The organism is Nocardiopsis sp. LDBS1602 (genome assembly GCF_035818715.1).
Taxonomy (GTDB): domain Bacteria; phylum Actinomycetota; class Actinomycetes; order Streptosporangiales; family Streptosporangiaceae; genus Nocardiopsis; species Nocardiopsis alba.
The window spans coordinates 5,388-24,207 of record NZ_JAYLVW010000002.1 but is presented as its reverse complement, the minus strand read 5'-3'; the positions used below and the strand labels follow the sequence as shown (position 1 = coordinate 24,207).

The following is an 18,820-nucleotide window of genomic DNA, read 5'->3' as shown; positions in this document are numbered from 1 at the left end:
TAGGACCTGTGGCCGTGAGCGACGTGAGATCGTCGGTCACGGCCACAGGCCGACCCCGGCCCCGTACGGAACGGGGCCACGTGTAAACATCGAACACCACCGGCACCAGCGGGGAGAAGGCACCAGTCGATGAGCACCAAGGACTACCTGGAGAAGGACTACTACAAGGTCCTCGGCGTCTCAAAGACCGCCACCAAGGACGAGATCCGCTCGTCCTACCGCAAGCTGGCCCGTGAGAACCACCCCGACGCCAACCGGGACGACCCGAAGGCGGAGGACCGCTTCAAGGAGATCTCCGAGGCGTACAACGTCCTGTCGGACGACAAGCGCCGCAAGGAGTACGACGAGGCCCGCTCGATGTTCGGCGGCTCCTACCGCCCCGGTGGCGGCACCGGACCCGGCGGCTTCGACATGAGCGACATCTTCGGTCAGGGCTCCGGCGGGGGCGGGGCGCCCGGCGGCGAACGCCTGAGCGACCTGTTCGGCGGGTTGTTCGGCAACCGCGGCCGCGCGGGTCAGGCGACCCGCAGCAGGCGCGGCGCCGACGTCGAGACCGAGACCACTCTGACCTTCCGCGAGGCCGCGGACGGGGTGACCCGTTCGTTCCAGCTGAGCAGCGAGGCCGCCTGTCCCACCTGTAAGGGGACGGGCGCCCGCGCCGGTTCGGCCCCGCGCATGTGCCCGAAGTGCTCCGGCACCGGGCACGAGAGCACCAACCTGGGCGGCTTCTCGCTGTCCGAGCCGTGCAGCGAGTGCAAGGGGCGCGGCCTCGTGGTCGACGACCCCTGTCCCACCTGCAACGGCAGCGGGCGTGGCAAGAGCACCCGCACCATCCAGACCCGGATCCCGGCCGGCGTGTCCGACGGACAGCGGATCCGGATCAAGGGCAAGGGGGCCCCGGGCGAGCACGGCGGCCCCGCCGGTGACCTGTACGTCGTCGTCCATGTGAAGGGCCACCCGGTGTTCGGCAGGAGCGGTGACAACGTCACCATCAAGGTTCCGGTGACCTTCCCCGAGGCGGCGCTCGGCGCCGACGTGCGGGTTCCGACCCTGGGCGGCTTCCCGGTGACCGTGAAGGTCCCGCCGGGCACCCAGAACGGGCGCACGCTGCGGGTCCGCGGCAAGGGCGCCACCCGTAAGGACGGCACCATCGGCGACATGCTGGTCACCTTCGAGGTGGCGGTGCCACAGACACTCAACGGCGACGCGCGCGAGGCACTGGAGAAGTTCCGCGCCGCGACGTCGGACTACGACCCGCGCGACGGGCTCGAAGCGCGGGCGAAGGGCGCGTGAGAGTCGTGAACGATCCTTCCTTCGGCGTCGATGCCCCGGTCTACGTGATCTCCGTGGCCGCGGAACTGGCCGGTATGCACCCGCAGACACTGCGCCAGTACGACCGTCTGGGGATCGTGTCGCCCGGCCGTGCGTCCGGGCGGGGCCGGCGCTACTCCATGCGTGACATACAGACGTTGCGCGAGGTGCAGCGTCTGTCCCAGGAGGAGGGCGTCAACCTCGCCGGGATCAAGCGGATCCTGGAGCTGCAACACGAGGTGGACCAGCTGCGTGAGCAGGTGTTCCACCTCGCCAACGAACTGGAGGCGGCGCGCCGGGCGGTGTCCCGGCGCGGCCGCCCCGCCCACCCCGAGGGTGGGCCGGTCCGCGGGGAGCTGGTGCGCCGCACCCGCGTGACGATCTTCAATACGGCCACCGATCCCGAGGAGCGCCCCGAGCGGGGCGGCGGCCTCGGGGACACCGGCGATAACCGCGGACAGAGCGGGCCCGACCAGGGCTGAGAGGTCGGACCGACGGCGCCCGGGACCCCGGGGGTCGATGTCCACGGCGCGGCGGAGTCGGCCGCTTTCGATCACTCTGAGTGACACTTCATGCGGAGGGAGTCACGTAATCATGAACTACAAGCTCACCCGGAAGAGCCAGGAGGCGTTGGCCGACGCCATCCGCCAGGCCACGTCCGACGGCAGCCCCCAGACCGAGCCGCTGCACCTGCTGAACGCTCTGCTGAACCAGGCCGAGGGCATCACCAGGCCGCTGCTCAAGGAGGTCGGGGCCGACCCCGACCTGATCAAGGACAAGGTCGAGGCGGCGATCGGCGGGCTGCCGAAGGCCTCGGGGGCCACGGTCGGCTCTCCCAGCTCCTCGCGCCAGCTCATCGTCTCCCTCAACACCGCCGCCCAGCGCGCGCAGCGGATGGAGGACGAGTACGTCTCCACCGAACACCTGTTGGTGGGGCTGGCCACCGACGGCGGGGAGGCCTCACGGATCCTCAAGGAGGCGGGCGCCGGCCCGGACGAGCTCCTGGAGGCCTTCGAGAGGGTGCGCGGCACCGGACGGGTCACCTCGGAGAACCCCGAGGACACCTACCAGTCCCTGGAGAAGTTCGGTGTGGACCTCACCGAACGCGCCCGCGAGGGCAAGGTCGACCCGGTGATCGGCCGCGACGGAGAGATCCGCCGCGTCATCCAGGTCCTGAGCCGGCGCACCAAGAACAACCCCGTCCTCATCGGCGAGCCCGGCGTGGGCAAGACCGCCGTGGTCGAGGGCCTCGCCCAGCGCATCGTGGCCGGCGACGTGCCCCAGTCCCTGCTCGGCAAGCGCCTGATCAGCCTGGATCTGTCCGCGATGGTCGCCGGGGCCAAGTACAGGGGCGAGTTCGAGGAACGTCTCAAGGCCGTGCTCTCCGAGATCAAGGAGTCCGAGGGCCAGGTCATCACGTTCATCGACGAACTGCACACCATGGTGGGCGCGGGCGCCGCCGAGGGCGCCATGGACGCTGGCAACATGCTCAAGCCCATGCTGGCCCGCGGCGAGCTGCGCATGGTCGGCGCCACCACCCTGGACGAGTACCGGGAACGGATCGAGAAGGATCCCGCCCTGGAACGCCGTTTCCAGCAGGTGTTCGTCGGCGAGCCGTCGGCGACCGACACCATCGCGATCCTGCGCGGTCTCAAGGGGCGCTACGAGGCCCACCACAAGGTGCAGATCTCCGACTCGGCCCTGGTCGCCGCCGCGACCCTGTCCGACCGCTACATCACCGCGCGCTTCCTCCCGGACAAGGCCATCGACCTCATCGACGAGGCCGCCTCCCGCCTGCGCATGGAGATCGACTCCAGCCCCGTGGAGATCGACGAGCTGCGCCGTATCGTCGACCGTCTCAAGATGGAGGAGATGGCGCTCGACAAGGAGTCCGACACCGCCAGCCGGCAGCGGTTGGAGCGGCTGCGCTCCGACCTCGCCGACAAGCAGGAACGGCTCAACGGCCTGGTGGCCCGCTGGGAACAGGAGAAGGCCGGCCTCAACCGGGTCGGTGAGCTCAAGGGACGGCTGGACGACCTGCGCACCAAGGCCGAACTGGCCGAACGCGAGGGCCGCTTCGAAGAGGCCTCCCGGCTGATGTACGGGGACATCCCGCAGCTGGAGAAGCAGATCGAGGAGGCCTCCAAGGCCGAGGAGGACGCCGAGGAGTCCGGCGGCGCCCAGGACGACCCCATGGTCAAGGACGAGGTGGGCGCCGACGAGGTCGCCGACGTCGTCTCCTCCTGGACCGGGATCCCCGTGGGCCGGCTGATGGAGGGCGAGACCTCCAAGCTGCTGCGCATGGAGGACGAGCTGGGCCGACGCCTCATCGGCCAGAAGGACGCGGTGGCCGCCGTGTCCGACGCGGTGCGTCGGGCCCGGGCCGGCATCTCCGACCCGGACCGCCCCACCGGTTCGTTCCTGTTCCTGGGTCCAACCGGTGTCGGTAAGACCGAGCTGGCCAAGGCCCTCGCCGAGTTCCTGTTCGACGACGAACGCGCGATCGTGCGCATCGACATGAGCGAGTACTCGGAGAAGCACTCGGTGTCGCGTCTGGTGGGAGCGCCTCCCGGATACGTCGGCTACGAGGAGGGCGGCCAGCTCACCGAGGCGGTACGCCGTCGCCCCTACACCGTGGTGCTGTTGGACGAGGTGGAGAAGGCCCACCTGGAGGTGTTCGACACCCTGCTCCAGGTGCTGGACGACGGTCGCCTGACCGACGGCCAGGGCCGCCAGGTGGACTTCCGCAACACCATCCTCATCCTCACCTCCAACCTGGGTTCGCCGTTCCTGGTGGACCAGACGCTGGAGGAGTCGGTGCGCAGGGAACGCGTGATGGACGTGGTGCGCTCCACCTTCAAGCCGGAGTTCCTCAACCGACTGGACGACGTGATCATGTTCGACGCGTTGTCCACCGAGGACCTGACCCGGATCGTCGACCTCCAGGTCGACAAGCTGGCCCGACGTCTGGCCGATCGGCGCCTCACCCTGGAGGTCACCGAGGCCGCCCGCGAGTGGCTGGGGTTGACCGGCTACGACCCGAACTACGGGGCCCGACCGCTGCGACGCCTGGTGCAGTCCTCGATCGGCGACCCGCTCGCCAGGGAGCTGCTCTCCGGCGACCTCTCCGAGGGCGACACCGTCTTCGTGGACGTGGACGACGCCCGGGAGCGGCTGACCGTGGCCACCCGCAAGGCCGAGGAGCCCGAACTCCCGGCCTGATCCGCGCACCGAGGGGCCGCGTCCGACGAAACGGACGCGGCCCCTCGTGTTCCACGAATTCCACGAACCCCGGGCTCGCGGAGGCTCCCTGGGTACCCTGGTCCCAGGAGTCCGCGACGCGTTCCGGAACCCGCGCCACGGCGGAAGGGGCCGTACACCATGACCGTGATCGACCACCTCTCACCGAGATCTCCCGTCGAGAAGCTGAGCATCGAACAGTTCGAGGTCATCGCCAGGGCCGCGGCCCGTGAGGACGTCACCCTCGAGTACCTCAACGGACAGATGGAGATCCGGACCGTGCCCGACAGCGACCACAACGCGATCCTCATGTGGTTGATGCGTCAGTTCATGACGCAGAGGGCCGATCTGGACCTGAACGTCACCGGCCAAGGTCTGAAGGTGGATTCCTACCGCAAGGGCCGGGCACGCCCGGACGGCATCCTCGCCCCCGTCGACCATTTCGCGGGCCAAGGCGAATGGGCGGACCCCCAGGGAGTCCTCGCCGTCGTCGAGGTCACCTCATGGGACTCCGACACCAACTCCCGAGATCGGGTCGAGAAGGCGCACGCCTACGCCGCCTGCGACATCGAGGTCTATCTGCTCGTCGACCGCGACGATGACAGCGTCACCGTCCACAGCGAGCCGTTGAAAGGCCGCTACCGCAACATCAACAAGCTCGGCTACGGTCACACCGTCGAGATCCCGGGGGTCGAGGTCACTCTGAACACCGACGGGCTCAAGCGCTACGCCCGCTGATCCGCGCACCGAGGGGCCGCGTCCGACGAAACGGACGCGGCCCCTCGTGTCGTACGGGTCAGGCCAGGGCCAAGGCCGATCCGAACAGGAAGTAGAGGATCACCAGGCCCACCGTGATGGCCAGGCCGATACCCATCGTTCTCCAGGCGTAGCGGACGAACCGTTCCTGCTCGGCCGGCTCGTGCTCCTTGGTCATGGCGACCACGGAGAAGACGATCGCGATGATGCCGCAGATCTGGTTACAGCACAGGGTCATCAGGATCGACCAGATCAGCGCGCTGACCGGGCTACCGCCCGAGGACGAACCGTACTGGGGAGCGGGGCCGGAGGGGTACGACACGGGGGAACCTCTTCACGTCGGGGGAAGAACCACCCCCTTGGACGTCGGAGGGCGGGCTCCGGTTTCCACCGTCCCCGAGACCCGGAGGCCACGTCCGACGAGAGGGAGATCCGCGTCCGGTCCGTGGTCCTGCCCGCCACGGGCCCCGGCGCAGGGGTGGCGTCGACTCCGTTCAAGAGGCGAGCAGCCGGGCCTCGACCTCCGGGTCGAGTCCCAGTCGGGGCCACCCTTCGCGTCGAGGAGCCGTGCCGCCGATGGACTCCAGCCACGCCCAGGTGTCGGCGACGGTCTCGGCCACCGGGCGGCAGCGCAGACCGGTGGCGAGCGCGCGCCCCACGTCACCCTGGTGCATGCTCCCGTGCAACTCGCCCGGTGGAAGCCAGACCGGCAGGTCCGTCCACGGCCGCACACCGGCCTCGACGATCACCTCGGGATCGAACCAGCGGAACACCGCGTCGGAGCCGGTCGCCTCCCGACAGGCGGTCAGCAGCCCCTCCATGGTGGCGTGACCGGTGGGAGAGACCAGGTTGAACGGCCCGCCCGATCCCTTCTCGATCGCGTCCAGCGTCCACACGGCCAGGTCTCTGGCGTCGATGTACTGCAACGGCAGATCACGGGGGCCGGGCGCCAGGACGGTGCCGCCCCGGGCGATCCTCCCCAGCCACCAGGGGAGTCGACCGATGTTCTCGTACGGGCCGAGGATGAGACCGGCCCGCACGAAGAGGGCGCGATCTCCCAGCACCGCCTCGGCGGCCAGTTCACCCCCGCGCTTGGCCCGCGCGTAGTCGGTGCCGTCGTCCTCGGGCGAGGACTCCACCGTCGGAGCGGTCTCGTCCGCCCCCGCCGGGATGATCATCCCGTGCACGGAACGGCTGGAGATATAGGCATAGCGATCGACCCGCTCCGAGAGCAGACGCGCGGCGGCGGTCACCGCGGCGGGCGCGCCCGACCAGGTGTCGACGACGGCGTCCCACTCCCCCGTCTCCAACTCGGCCAGACCACCCTCCTCCGTGCGGTCCCCTTTCCGGACCTCCACCCCGGAGTGCGGCTCATGCCGTCCCCGATGGAAGACCGTGGTCTCCCAGCCTCGGGCGAGGGCCTCCTCCACGACGGCCCGCCCCACGAACTCCGTACCACCCAGAACCAGAAGTCTCATGGGGAGATTCTGATCCGGGACCACCGAACGCGCCAGGGGGTACTGCCATCGGCAGAACCGGGGGCTCCCTACCGTCGATCGCCGGGCCGCGCGCGCTCCACCATCAGTTCGCGTTCGCGCTCGTTGCGGGTGAGCCTCGCGGCCCGTTCGTGCTCGGTCCGCGCCTCGTCCTCGCGTCCCAGCCGCCGCAACAGGTCTCCACGGACCGCGGGAAGCAGGTGGTAGTCGGCCAGGGCACCCGAATCACGCAGCGCGTCGACGATACGCAGGGCGGGCTCCGGGCCGAAGGCCATCGACACCGCCACCGCCCGATTCAGCTCGACCACCGGCGACCCGGTGCGCCGGACCAAGGCCTCGTACAGGGCCGCGATGGCTCGCCAGTCGGTGTCCTCCGCGGTCACGGCGACGGCGTGCGCGGCGGCGATCCCGGCCTGGAGCGAGTAGACGCCCCGTTCGGCGGGGTCCTCCGGAAGCGAGGCCATCAGGGCCTTCATCCCCCGTCCGATGAGCAGCCGGTCCCAGCGTGAACGGTCCTGTTCGGCGAGCGGCACGGGAGACCCGTCGGTGCCCACCCTCGCGCGGAAACGGGAGGCCTGGAGCTCCATGAGCGCGAGCAGACCGTGCGCCTCGGGTTCCGAGGGCGTCAACGCGACGAGGACCCGCCCAAGACGCATGGCCTCGTCGCACAGTTCGGGCCGCAGCCAGCGGTCCCCCGAGGTGGCCGTGTACCCCTCGTTGAACACCAGGTAGAGGACTTCGAGGACGTCGGAGAGCCGCGCGTCGCGTTCCTCTCCGGACGGTACTTCGAAGGGCACCCTCTTCGCGGCCAGGGTCCTCTTGGCCCGCACGATGCGTTGGGCGACGGTGGCCTCCGGAACGAGGAAGGCACGGGCGATCTCGTCGGTGGTGAGCCCGCCGAGCATGCGCAGAGTGAGCGCGATCCGGGCCGAGGTCGACAGCACCGGGTGGCAGCACACGAACATGAGCTTGAGGAGGTCGTCGCCGTAGTCCTCCTCCAGGACCGCGTCGAAATCGGCGCTCCCGTCCTGTTCGACGAGGTCGCGTCCCAGTTCGACCATGTGCCGCTGGAAACGCTCGTCCCGACGCCAACGGTCGAGGACGCGGCGTTTGGCGACGGTGGTCAGCCAGGCGCCGGGCTTACGGGGGACCCCCTCCTCCGGCCACTTCTCCAGGGCGGAGACCAGGGCGTCCTGGGCGAACTCCTCGGCCAGGCCGACGTCGCCGACCATACGGGTGAGAACGGCGATCAGACGGGCCGACTCGATACGCCAGACCGCCTCCACCTCGGGTGTGACATCGGTGTGGCCCACGGGAACATCAGAGCACCGCCGTGACCTCCACCGCAAGGGGCGGGCCCGGATCGCGGCCTCACCGATCCGGGCCCCGCCGCGTTCAGCCCTCCTGGGAGGCGCGCAGCTCGCGCTCGCGCTCCTTGAGCTCCTCGGGCATCGTGTCCATGTCCTCCAGTTCGGCGATCCGACGCAGCTGGAGCCTCATCTCGCCCTCCGGCGGGTGCGGGCACCGCTTGGCCCACTCCACGGCCTCCTCATGGGAGGACACCTGGAGCACCCAGTAACCGGCGATGAACTCCTTGGCCTCGGTGAAGGGACCGTCGACGACGTTCGCGCCGCCGTCCCGGAAGATGATCTCGGCGCCCTCGGAGGTGGGGGCCAGCCCCTCTCCGGTCAGCAGGACGCCGGCCTTGACCAGCTCCTCGTTGTAGGCGGCCATCGCCTCGTAGACCTCGGGCCCGGCCTCATAGGCCGCGGCCTCATCGGCGGGGGTGCTCATGATCGACATCAGGTAACGCATCGTTGTTCGCCCTCTTCCGGGTACGGAACGGTGTCTCTTCCGCCGCTCTCACCCGTTCGTCGAACGGGCCGGCCCCGGATCGACATCCTCCCCGAATCTTTTCTCCTCTTTCTTCCCCTGCCCCGTTTCCCCGCCCCGTCCACCCTGGTCGGAGCCGTTTTCCCAGCCCTTGGAAACCCGCTCGGCCTCCTCGGCCGGTTCGACGTCCGTCCCCTCCCCGACCTCCCGCAGGTCCCTCGCCTCGGCCGCGTCCGCACGCTCGGTCATCCGTCGGATCACCCGTAGGAGGACGAGCGTCGCGATGATGACCAGCGCTCCACCGACCAGGGAGGGGAGACGCAGGTCGACACGGCCCAGCACACCGCCGAGAAGGGCACCGGCCGCGTTGAAGGTCATCGAGACGATCTGCACCGAACTCAGTACCCGGCCGCGCAGATCCGCGGGGATGACGAGTTGGGCGATACCGATGATGACCGTGTTGGACACCGCCATGGCCACCGCGATCAGGGCCCAGAAGAGACCCGCGACGTAGGCGTTGGGCGACAGGATGAACGCGACGCATCCGGCGCCCATGAGGACGTAGGCGAAGACCTCGGTGCGGAAGCGCCCGAAGGCGGTGACCATCCGCGTGACCAGGAGCGCTCCGAGGAGGGCTCCGATCGCGGCCGAGGAGAGGAACACTCCGTACAGCGCCTCGGGCACCTCGAAATGGACCCTCAGGATGAGGACGAGGACGGAGGACTGGAGCATGAAGCCGAAGCTCACCAGCGATCCGTGCAGCACCAGGTGGCGCAGGGGCCGGTCTTTCCAGAGGAAGGACATGCCCTCGCGGATCGAGACGAGGATGGACGCACGCGGCCCTTCCGCCTCCCCCTCGGCCCTTCGGGGGCGGCGTGCGCTCAGGGGCAGCCCGATCAGGATGAGGGCGCCGAGAACGTAGGCTCCGGCGTTGACCGCGAGCGGAAGCGCCGCGGCGACGACGAACAGCAGGCCGCCGAGTGGCGCGCCGCCGAAGTCCTCGACGACCACCCGGCCTCCGACGATCCGACTGTTGGCCCGGTCCAGGGAGGTCTTGGCGACCAGTTCGGGCATGAGGGCGCGTCCGCCGATGTCGTAGAACGCCTCGCAGGTCATGACCACGAACATGACGGCGTACAGCGTGAGGACCGTGGCCTCGCCCGCGGCCACGGTCACCGCGAGAGCGATCAGCGTGGCGGCGCGTACGAGGTTGGCCGCGATCAGGACCCTGCCGCGGTCGAGGCGATCGACCAGGGCCCCGATGAGGAATCCGAACAGCAGCCAGGGCAGGAACCTCGTGAAGGCGAGCCCGGCCACCAGCACGGGGTCGTTGGTGAACATGGCCGCCATCAGAGGGAGGACCGTCAGCATGACGCCGTCGGCGACGCTGCTGCTCATCCCTCCGACCCAGAAGCGGTGGAAATCGCCTCCGAGACCTGTCGTCGTCGTGCGCGGTCCGGTCCTCACGGCCATCTTCCCGTCTCTCTCCTGGTGACGCGCGGTGGGGCGCGGGGGTCTCATGGACACCGGCGGGGCGAGGCCGGTGGTCGGCCTGACGCGGGCCCGTGGTGCGGGCCCGCGCCGCAAGGCGTCGTCGAGCGCCGCGGGTCAGACCGCGGCGAGACTCTTGGGTCGGATGTCGGTCCAGTTCTCCTCGACGTAGCGCAGGCAGGCCTCGCGGGTGTCCTCACCGGCGACGACCTCCCAGCCCGCCGGAACGTCGGCGAAGGACGGCCACAGGGAGTGCTGCCCCTCGTGGTTGACCACGACGTAGAAGGTGCCCTCGGTGTCGTCGAACGGGTTCGTCATCGTCAGCTCCTCAGCTGTTCGAAAGGGTGGAGTCCAACTGATCGGATACGAGGCGGCCGATCCGCTCCACCGATTCCGGGCGGGTCATCCCCATGTGCGTGGAATCGATGTCGTGGACGTCGATCCGGCCGTCGACGTATCCCTTCCAGTACTCGACCTGGGGCGAGTACTCGTTCCTTCCACGCGTCGCGCGGAAGAAGAGTGCGTCCCCGGTGAAGACCCGGGGGGTGTGACGGTCCATGACGGCCGCGTGGTTGACGGCGGCGTCCACGAGCCTGGCGAGGTCGTTCTCCTCGAACTCGGTCAGGACCGGGTCCTTCGAGCGCAATTCCGCCACCACCGCCGCGCGGTCGATCTCGCGATCGACGGCGTCCTCGGAGGCCGGGACGTCGAGCATCATGGCCAGGACCTCCGCGTGTGAGAGAGCGGCGTGCCCGGCCCCGGCGGGCACCGGGTAGGAATCCATGAGTCCGAGGAAGGAGACCTCTTCACCCGCTTCTTGGAGGCGCACGGCCATCTCGTGGGCCACGAGACCACCGAACGACCATCCGAGAAGGCGGTAGGGCCCATGCGGCCGGATCTCACGGATCCGGTCCAGGTACTCCTCGGCGATCTCTCCGACGCTTCCGGGGAGCTCTCCGGGGACCGTGAGGGCTCTGGTCTGGAGACCGTAGAGGGGCTGGTCCTCGGGAAGGAAGCGGACCAGTCCCGAGTAGCACCAGCTCATCCCCATGCCCGGGTGGACACAGAAGAGCGGCGACCTCTCCCCTCTGGCCTGCAATGGCAGGAGGACGTCCAGGGCTCCGCCGGCCTCCTCGCGATCGCGCTCGGCCGCCTCGGCCAGGAGGCCGGCGACCGTGGGCGAGCGGAACACGTCCCGGACCCTGAGTTCGATCCCCAGTTCCGCGCCGGCCCTGCCCACCAGTCGCGCGGCCAGTAGGGAGTGGCCTCCCAGGTCGAAGAACGAGTCGTCGATCCCCACCCGCTCCAGGCCCAGGACCTCCGCGAAGAGGGCGCAGAAGGCCTGTTCCCCAGGCGTTCGAGGTTCTCGTCCGACCACGGTGGGCGTGTACCGGGGCGCGGGCAGGGAACGTCTGTCCAGCTTGCCGTTCGACGTCAGCGGCAGGGTGTCCAGGACCATCGTGGCGGCCGGGAGCATGTACTCGGGCAGCGCACGGGCGGCATGCGCGGTGATCGCCTCGGGGTCGATCTTCCGGTGTTCCGCGGCGATCAGGTAGGCGACCAGGCGCGGATCACCGGGGCGGTCCTCGCGGACCAGGACGGTCGCGTGAGCGACGTCCGGATGCGAGACGAGCACGGATTCGATCTCCCCGGGCTCGATCCGGAACCCCCGTATCTTGACCTGGTCGTCGGCCCGGCCGTGGAAGCGGAGGTCGCCGTCGACCGTCCAGGAGACCAGGTCGCCGGTCCGGTACATGCGCTCGCCCGGTGCGCCGAAGGGGTCCGGAAGGAAACGTGCGGCGGTCAGATCGGTCCGTCCGAGGTAGCCCCGGGTGACGCCATCACCCGCCACGTACAGTTCCCCGGGCACCCCGGTGGGTACGGGGCGGAGGCGACCGTCCAGAACGTAGGTGCGGGTGGAGGACAGCCCTCGACCGATGTGCGGGCGGTCTCCGGTCAACTCCGTGTAGGTGGCGTTGACGGTGGTCTCGGTGGGGCCGTAGGTGTTGGCGACCGAGATACGCGCTTTGGAGGAGGACTCGACCAGATCCGTCCACACCCTCTCCGGCACGGCCTCTCCTCCGAGGGTGAGACGCAGCGGCGGCGCGTCCGCAGGTCGCGGCAGAACGGTGTCGCGCAACAGTTCCCAGAAGGACGGGGTCAGATCCAGGTAGGTGACCCGATGGCGTAGCAGGTTCTCGAGCAGAAGCGCGGGTTCGTCACGGGTCTCGTCGTCCACGATCAGGATCGTGTCCCCGCGCGCGATCGGCGCCCACTGCTGCACCGAGGCGTCGAAGGCGGGGCTGGCCGTCCAGGCCGACACCCGCCGCTCCGGCAGGTGGTACCCGGACTCCTCCATCGCCCGGAGCAGATGGGAGAGGTTGGCGTGAGAGACCGCCACCCCCTTGGGACGCCCGGTGGAGCCGGAGGTGTAGATGACATAGGCGAGGGAGTCCGGATGGAGTGATATCCCGGGGTCGCTTGCGGGGGCCTCGGGCGCGGGCGCCCGCTCGTCGGCGATCAGCACGCCCATGGTGTCGGGCAGTCCGCGGACGACCTCGTGGGAGTACGCGGCCGCGTCCGTCAACAACAGGTCGCCGCCCGCCTCCTTCAGGATGTCGGCCAACCGCTCCGCGGGATTCCGCGGGTCCAGGGGGAGGAAGGGCGCCCCGCACTTGAGGACCGCGAGCATGGCGATGAACAGATCGGCCGAGCGCCCCATCAACAACGGGACCGGGCGTTCCCCACCGGCCCCCAGGCCGATCAGGGTGTGCGCGAGCCGATTGGCCCGGTCGTCCACCTCTCGGAAGGTGAGCTCGGTGTCCTCGAAGATCACGGCGGTGCGTTCGGGTGAACGTCGCACGCTCTCGGCGAACCGTTCCAAGAAGGTCGGGGCGGGGCCCGCTGCGACGTCGACCGGTGCTTCGGGCCGTTCGTCCGGCAGCAGGACGTCCAGGTCGTCGAGGGAGCGGCGGGTGTCGTCACCGAAGGCGCGCAGCACGTGGACGAAGCGGTCCAGGAGGCGCCGTGCGGTCCGTTCGGTGAAGAGGTCGGTCGCGAACTCCAGCTCGACGGAGGCCGGTCGGCCGCCGTCGGCCGGCCGGTCGGCGACGGTGAACCCGAGATCGAACTTGGCGGTGTCCACCTCCGCTCGGTCGTACCGTCCGGTGCCGTCGGTCACCGTGTCGGCCCCGACCGCGATCTCGTCGGTCACCAAGGAGAGCATGGCCTGGAAGAGGGGGTGATGCCCGTTGCCTCGCACCGGGTTGACGGCCTCGACCACATGCTCGAACGGCAGATCCTGGTGGTCGAAGGCGGCCAGGTCGGCCTCACGCACCCTGGCCAACAGCTCGGCGAAGGAGGGGTTCCCCGAAGTATCGGTGCGCAGGGCCAGGGTGTTCACGAAGAACCCCACCAGGTCGTCGAAGGCCGGGTCGGTGCGGCCCGCGACCGGGGTGCCGATCGCGATGTCCTCACCGACGCCCATCCTGGTGAACAGGGCGGCCAGAGCGGCGTGCACCACCATGAACAGAGTGCAGTCGTGTTCCCGGGCGATCCGTTGAAGCCCGTCGTAGACCTCGTCGTCGAGCTCGGTCACGAGAGTGGCGCCCGCATGACCCGCCTCGGAGGGTCGGGGGAGGTCGAGCGGCCATTCGGCCACCTCGGGGAGGCCTCTCAGCGCACGTCTCCAGTAACGGGACTGTTCGGCGTGGGCCGAGTCGGGGTCGTCCGTGTCGCCGAGCAGTTCGTACTGCCAGAGGGTGTAGTCCGCGTACTGGACCGGGAGCGGATCCCAGGCGGGTTCCCTTCCCTCGGCACGCGCGATGTAGGCACCCCGCAGGTCCCGGGTCAAAGGTTCGAGGGACCAGCCGTCGGCGATGATGTGGTGCATGAGCACGACCAAGGCCGCGTCGCCCTCGTCGGAGAGCAGCAGGTCCGCGCTCACGAGCGGGCCGGACTCCAGATCGAAGACGTGGGCGTCGATCTCCCGGATCAGGTCGGGGATCCGTCGAGCCTCGCACTCGCGTACCCGCAGCCTCGTGTCGGAACCGTCCGTGACGTGCTGGTAGGGCTCTCCCCGGTCGGTGGGAAAGACCGTCCGCATGCTCTCGTGCCGCCGCACCACGTCCTGGAACGCCGCCGACCACGCGTCCGGGTCGGGCCGTTCTTCCAGACGGAGGACCATCTGAACGTTGTACGCGCGCTCCTGGCCGTCGACCTGGTGCAGGAACCAAAGGCGGCGTTGGGCGTGGGAGAGCGGGAGCCGCTCCGGTCGTTCTCGGGGCACCGCCCGGGGGCGGGCGGGGCGGTCCCCCGTCGTCTCGATCGTCTCCGCCACCCCGGCCACGGTGGGAGCGGCGAACAGTTCACGCAACCCCACCTCCGCGCCCAGGATGGAGCGGACCCGAGAGATGAGCCGGGTGGCGAGCAGAGAGTGACCGCCCAGGTCGAAGAACGAGTCGTCGATCCCCACCCGCTCCAGCCCCAGGACCTCGGCGAACAATCCGCACAGGATCTCCTCTCGCGGGCTTCGGGGGGCACGGACCGAGGCGGCGGACGTGAAGTCGGGCAGGGGCAACGCTCGGCGGTCGACCTTGCCGTTGCCGTTCAGCGGCATGGCGTCCAGCACCATCACCGCGGCGGGCACCATGTGATCGGGCATCACCGCCGCGACGGCGGAACGGACGTCGGCTCCGGCCAATACGGTCCCGGCGACGGGAACGACGTAGGCGACCAGGGACATGATCCCGGTGTGGTCCCTGTGGGCCGTCACATGGGCCTGGGCGACCCCGGGCATCTCCAGGACGACGGCCTGGATCTCGCCGGGTTCGACCCGGAAACCCCGTACCTTCACCTGGTCGTCGGCACGTCCCAGGTACTCGATCCGCCCGGGAGCGGCCCAGCGGACGACGTCACCGGTCCGGTACATGCGCTCGCCGGGTTCACCGAAGGGGTCGGGCAGGAAGCGCTCTCCGGTCAGATCGGGACGTCCCACGTACCCGTGGGCCAGCCCGGCCCCGGCCACGTACAGCTCACCGCGTACACCGACGGGCACCGGATTCAAGCGTTCGTCGAGGACGTAACAGCGCCGGTTCGCGATCGGCCCGCCGATGGGTACGGAGCCGCCCGTCAACGCGTCGATCCGGTGGGAGTGGGTGAAGACCATGCTCTCCACCGGCCCGTAGACGTGGCGGAAGTGGAGGTCGGGAAAGGTGGACCGGAAACGACGCATGTGCTCGACGGACGCCTTCTCACCGCCGACATAGACCTGGACCGCTCGGTCGAAGAGTTCCGGATACTCGTCCATGACGAGGTTGAAGAGCCCCGTGGACAGGAAGAACGTGTCCACCCCGTGTTCGGCGGCCAGTGCGACCATGCGCGGTGGCTCGGGCACCTGACCGGGTTGGAGGACACAGATCGATCCGTGGAGGAGAGCTCCCCAGAACTCCAGGACGAAGGCGTCCCAGGAGACGGGGGCGGACTGCAACCAGACACGGTCGGGGCCCAGGTCGATGTAGTCCTGTCCGGTGAAGGTGGACACGATCGCGCGGTGCGAGGCGAGGACGCCCTTGGGGGTTCCGGAGGAGCCCGAGGTGAACATGACGCACGCGGTGCTCGACGGGGAGAGCGGCAGGTCGAGATCCGTGCCCTCGTACCCGGAGATCGTCTCGGCCTCCGCGTCGACGGCCAGGGCCCGTTCGGCCCCCGTCTCACGATGCAGGAGGCCCTCCCGGGTGAGGATCAGCCGGGTCTTCGACGCCGACACCATCGACGCCAGGCGCGTATCGGGAAAGGCCGGGTCGAGGGGGACGTAACCGGATCCGGTCTTGAGCGTCGCCAGGAGGGCGACGGCGTACTCCACGCCACGTTCCATGAGAACGCCCACCAGGGCACCGGGGGTCGCGCCCTGCTCGCGCAGGTGGCGGGCGAGCCGGTTGGCGGCCGTGTTGAGCTCCCCATAGCTGAGCGCGCGCTCCCCGAAGACCAAGGCCGTGGAGTCGGGGGCCTCGGAGGCCCGCCGCTCGACGAGGGAGTGGACGAGCGTGGAGGGTTCACCGGCGGCGGTCTCGTTGACCTCTGTGACCAGGGCGTGGAACTCGTCGCCCGTCAGCAGTGGGATGTCGGCGACACCGATCGACGGCTCCTCCGCGACCGCGGCCAGTACGCGCAGGAACCTTTCGCCCAGCTCTTCGACGGTTCGCCGTTCGAACAGGTCCGTGGCGTAGTCCACGGCCCCGGTCAGTCCCTCGGGGCCCTCGCCGAAGGCGAAGGTGAGGTCGAACTTGGCGGCCCTCCCCTCGAAGGGTTCGTGCGTCACCCGAAGTCCGGGCAGGTGGGGTCGTACGACCGTGTTGTTCTGAAGGACCAGCATCACCTGGAAGAGGGGGTGGTACGAGGTCGAGCGCTCAGGGGCGAGCTCTTCGACGACCAGGTCGAAAGGCGTGTCCTGATGGTCGAAGGCGGCCAGATCGACCTCACGCACCCTGGCCAACAGCTCGGCGAAGGAGGGATTCCCCGACACGTCGGTACGCAACACCAGGGTGTTCACGAAGAACCCCACCAGCTCGTCCAAGGCCGGATCCGTCCGCCCGGCGACCGGAGTCCCCAACGGAACGTCCTCACCCGCGCCCGAGCGGCCCAGGGTGACCGCCAAGGCCGCTTGGAGCACCATGAACAACGTGCAGCCGTGTGCTCGGGCGATCTCCTCCAAACGGGCGCGCAGATCCACACCCATGTCGAGGGCGACGCTCTCGCCGCGGTGCGAGGGTACGGAGGGGCGGGGTCGGTCCAGGGGCAGGTCCAGGACCTCCGGGGCGCCCTCCAACGTTCGACGCCAGAAATCAAGCCCGCCCGAGGCCGTCTCCTCCGAGGAGAGCAACGCGTTCTGCCACAGGGTGTAGTCGGCGTACTGCACCGGCAACGGCTCCCACCCCGGCACCCTCCCGACACGACGCGCCCCGTACGCCTCGGCCAGATCCCGAAGCAACACACCCTCGGACCAACCATCCGTGGCGATGTGATGTGTGAGGACCACGAGGACCGCCTCCTCGTCGGAGACGCGCAGCAATCTCGCCCGCGCCGGCAGGTCCCGGGCCAGATCGAAGGTTCCGGCGGTGAACTCCGAGATCGTGGAGGCGATGAGGGTCTCGGCGCACTCATACGCCTCGAAGCTCAGACGCTCCCGTGCCTCTCCGGTCCCGAGCACGCGCTGGAAGGGTTCGCCCTCGTGTTCGACGAAGAGCGTGCGCAGGGCCTCGTGACGGTCCACGACGTCGAGGAGGGAGGCTCGCAGGGCCGGAACGTCGACGGCCCCGTGTAGGCGCAGCGCGACGGACACGTTGTAGTTCGCGCTCGCCCCCTCCAGTCGATCGAGGAACCACAGCCGTCGCTGCGCATAGGACAGCGGAGACCGCTCCCCACGATCGACCGGCACCAACCCGGGACGAGCCGGAACACCACCGCTCTCGGCCACCAGACGATCCACCCCCGCCACCGTCGGATCCCGGAAGAAATCTCGAAGCCCCACCTCCGCCTTCAACACCGACCGCACCCGCGACACCAACCGCAACGCCAACAGCGAATTACCACCCGACCGGAAGAAGTTCTCCCCCGGCTCCACCGACCCACGACCCAAGAGCTCCGCGAACAACCCGCACAGAATCTCCCGACGCGGGGTCATGTGACCGGAGGCGACCTCCTCGACAGGTTCCGGCACGGCTTCGATGAGGCCGCTCCGATCCGTCAGAGCGGCACGCTCCGAGTCCGATGGCCGCACTCCGGAATCGACGGTCGCGGAAGGGTCGTCGGCCATGGCCTCCAAGGCCCGGACCAACACCGCGACGAGTGCGCGGACGGTCTCCTCGTCGAAGAGGTCGACCGCGTACTCCACGAGACCGGAAAGACCCGCGGGGGCACCGTCCTCACCCCGACGCTCGGTGAACGCGACCGCCAGATCGAACTTGGCCACACCGGTGGAGACGGAGACGACCTCGGAGGACTCGGTGCCGGCGAACTCCGAGGCGCCCGCGAAAGCCGGGTTCAGGGCGACGGTGACCTGGAAGAGGGGGTGGTGCGAGGTCGAGCGCTCAGGGGCGAGCTCTTCGACGACCAGGTCGAAAGGCGTGTCCTGATGGTCGAAGGCGGCCAGATCGACCTCACGCACCCTGGCCAACAGCTCGGCGAAGGAGGGATTCCCCGACACGTCGGTACGCAACACCAGGGTGTTCACGAAGAACCCCACCAGCTCGTCCAAGGCCGGATCCGTCCGCCCGGCGACCGGAGTCCCCAACGGAACGTCCTCACCCGCGCCGGCTTCGGAGAGCGCTACCGCCAGAGCCGCCTGTACCACCATGAAAAGCGTGCAGCCATGTTCCCTGGCCATCCGGGCCAGCTTCGCGTGCAGTTCGGCGTCCACCTCGAAACGCAGATCATCACCCTGATGAGTGGGGGTCCGCGGGCGGGGTCGGTCCAGGGGCAGGTCCAGGACCTCCGGGGCGCCCTCCAACGTTCGACGCCAGAAATCAAGCCCGCCCGAGGCCGTCTCCTCCGAGGAGAGCAACGCGTTCTGCCACAGGGTGTAGTCGGCGTACTGCACCGGCAACGGCTCCCACCCCGGCACCCTCCCGACACGACGCGCCCCGTACGCCTCGGCCAGATCCCGAAGCAACACACCCTCGGACCAACCATCCGTG

Annotated in this window: 11 protein-coding genes; 4 read left to right on the top strand and 7 right to left on the bottom strand. The window is 69.4% G+C overall.

All coding sequences use genetic code 11. The features are described 5' to 3' along the window. The first annotated feature begins 129 nt into the window (after positions 1 to 129). From dnaJ to U9J66_RS08160, 4 genes are all read left to right on the top strand, one after another. On the top strand, positions 130 to 1,293 hold the full coding sequence (gene dnaJ / locus U9J66_RS08175) for a molecular chaperone DnaJ (protein WP_014908313.1): 1,164 nt from the start codon (positions 130 to 132) through the stop codon (positions 1,291 to 1,293). Then, positions 1,290 to 1,793, top strand: coding sequence for a heat shock protein transcriptional repressor HspR (locus U9J66_RS08170; RefSeq protein WP_086003582.1), 504 nt, complete (start codon positions 1,290 to 1,292; stop codon positions 1,791 to 1,793). The genes dnaJ and U9J66_RS08170 overlap by 4 nt, the downstream gene beginning before the upstream one ends. A 112-nt stretch (positions 1,794 to 1,905) precedes the next feature. Further along, a complete protein-coding gene (gene clpB, locus U9J66_RS08165) occupies positions 1,906 to 4,533 on the top strand; it encodes an ATP-dependent chaperone ClpB (protein ID WP_014908667.1) in 2,628 nt (875 codons plus the stop codon). Positions 4,534 to 4,692: 159 nt separating this feature from the next. Continuing rightward, positions 4,693 to 5,289 carry a Uma2 family endonuclease gene (locus U9J66_RS08160; RefSeq protein ID WP_014911122.1) on the top strand — a complete coding sequence of 199 codons (597 nt, stop codon included), beginning with the start codon at positions 4,693 to 4,695 and terminating at the stop codon, positions 5,287 to 5,289. A gap of 58 nt (positions 5,290 to 5,347) precedes the next feature. Here U9J66_RS08160 and U9J66_RS08155 read toward each other — a convergent pair whose 3' ends face one another. The 7 genes from U9J66_RS08155 to U9J66_RS08125 all read right to left on the bottom strand — a co-directional run. Further along, positions 5,348 to 5,629: a hypothetical protein gene (locus U9J66_RS08155; protein ID WP_014911898.1), complete on the bottom strand. Its 282-nt coding sequence runs from the start codon at positions 5,627 to 5,629 to the stop codon at positions 5,348 to 5,350. A gap of 172 nt (positions 5,630 to 5,801) precedes the next feature. After that, the gene (locus tag U9J66_RS08150; protein ID WP_326337431.1) at positions 5,802 to 6,785 is read right to left on the bottom strand and encodes an NAD-dependent epimerase/dehydratase family protein; all 984 of its coding nucleotides are present in this window, start codon (positions 6,783 to 6,785) and stop codon (positions 5,802 to 5,804) included. Between the two features lie 68 nt (positions 6,786 to 6,853). Further along, positions 6,854 to 8,116 carry an RNA polymerase sigma factor gene (locus U9J66_RS08145; RefSeq protein ID WP_017533075.1) on the bottom strand — a complete coding sequence of 421 codons (1,263 nt, stop codon included), beginning with the start codon at positions 8,114 to 8,116 and terminating at the stop codon, positions 6,854 to 6,856. Between the two features lie 82 nt (positions 8,117 to 8,198). After that, positions 8,199 to 8,618, bottom strand: coding sequence for a YciI family protein (locus U9J66_RS08140; RefSeq protein ID WP_326337430.1), 420 nt, complete (start codon positions 8,616 to 8,618; stop codon positions 8,199 to 8,201). Positions 8,619 to 8,666: 48 nt separating this feature from the next. Beyond that, positions 8,667 to 10,034: an MFS transporter gene (locus U9J66_RS08135; RefSeq protein ID WP_326337429.1), complete on the bottom strand. Its 1,368-nt coding sequence runs from the start codon at positions 10,032 to 10,034 to the stop codon at positions 8,667 to 8,669. A gap of 210 nt (positions 10,035 to 10,244) precedes the next feature. Continuing rightward, positions 10,245 to 10,445, bottom strand: coding sequence for an MbtH family protein (locus U9J66_RS08130; protein WP_014908853.1), 201 nt, complete (start codon positions 10,443 to 10,445; stop codon positions 10,245 to 10,247). A gap of 10 nt (positions 10,446 to 10,455) precedes the next feature. After that, positions 10,456 to 18,820 (bottom strand): non-ribosomal peptide synthetase (locus tag U9J66_RS08125; protein ID WP_326337428.1); only part of this gene is annotated, 8,365 nt, incomplete at its 5' end.

Excerpts from the sequence above, each read along its gene's own strand:
- dnaJ (WP_014908313.1), top strand. The coding sequence starts at position 130 with ATGAGCACCAAGGACTACCTGGAGAAGGACTACTACAAGGTCCTCGGC.
- clpB (WP_014908667.1), top strand. The coding sequence starts at position 1,906 with ATGAACTACAAGCTCACCCGGAAGAGCCAGGAGGCGTTGGCCGACGCC.
- U9J66_RS08160 (WP_014911122.1), top strand. The coding sequence starts at position 4,693 with ATGACCGTGATCGACCACCTCTCACCGAGATCTCCCGTCGAGAAGCTG.
- U9J66_RS08150 (WP_326337431.1), bottom strand. The coding sequence starts at position 6,785 with ATGAGACTTCTGGTTCTGGGTGGTACGGAGTTCGTGGGGCGGGCCGTC.
- U9J66_RS08140 (WP_326337430.1), bottom strand. The coding sequence starts at position 8,618 with ATGCGTTACCTGATGTCGATCATGAGCACCCCCGCCGATGAGGCCGCG.
- U9J66_RS08135 (WP_326337429.1), bottom strand. The coding sequence starts at position 10,034 with ATGAGCAGCAGCGTCGCCGACGGCGTCATGCTGACGGTCCTCCCTCTG.
- U9J66_RS08130 (WP_014908853.1), bottom strand. The coding sequence starts at position 10,445 with ATGACGAACCCGTTCGACGACACCGAGGGCACCTTCTACGTCGTGGTC.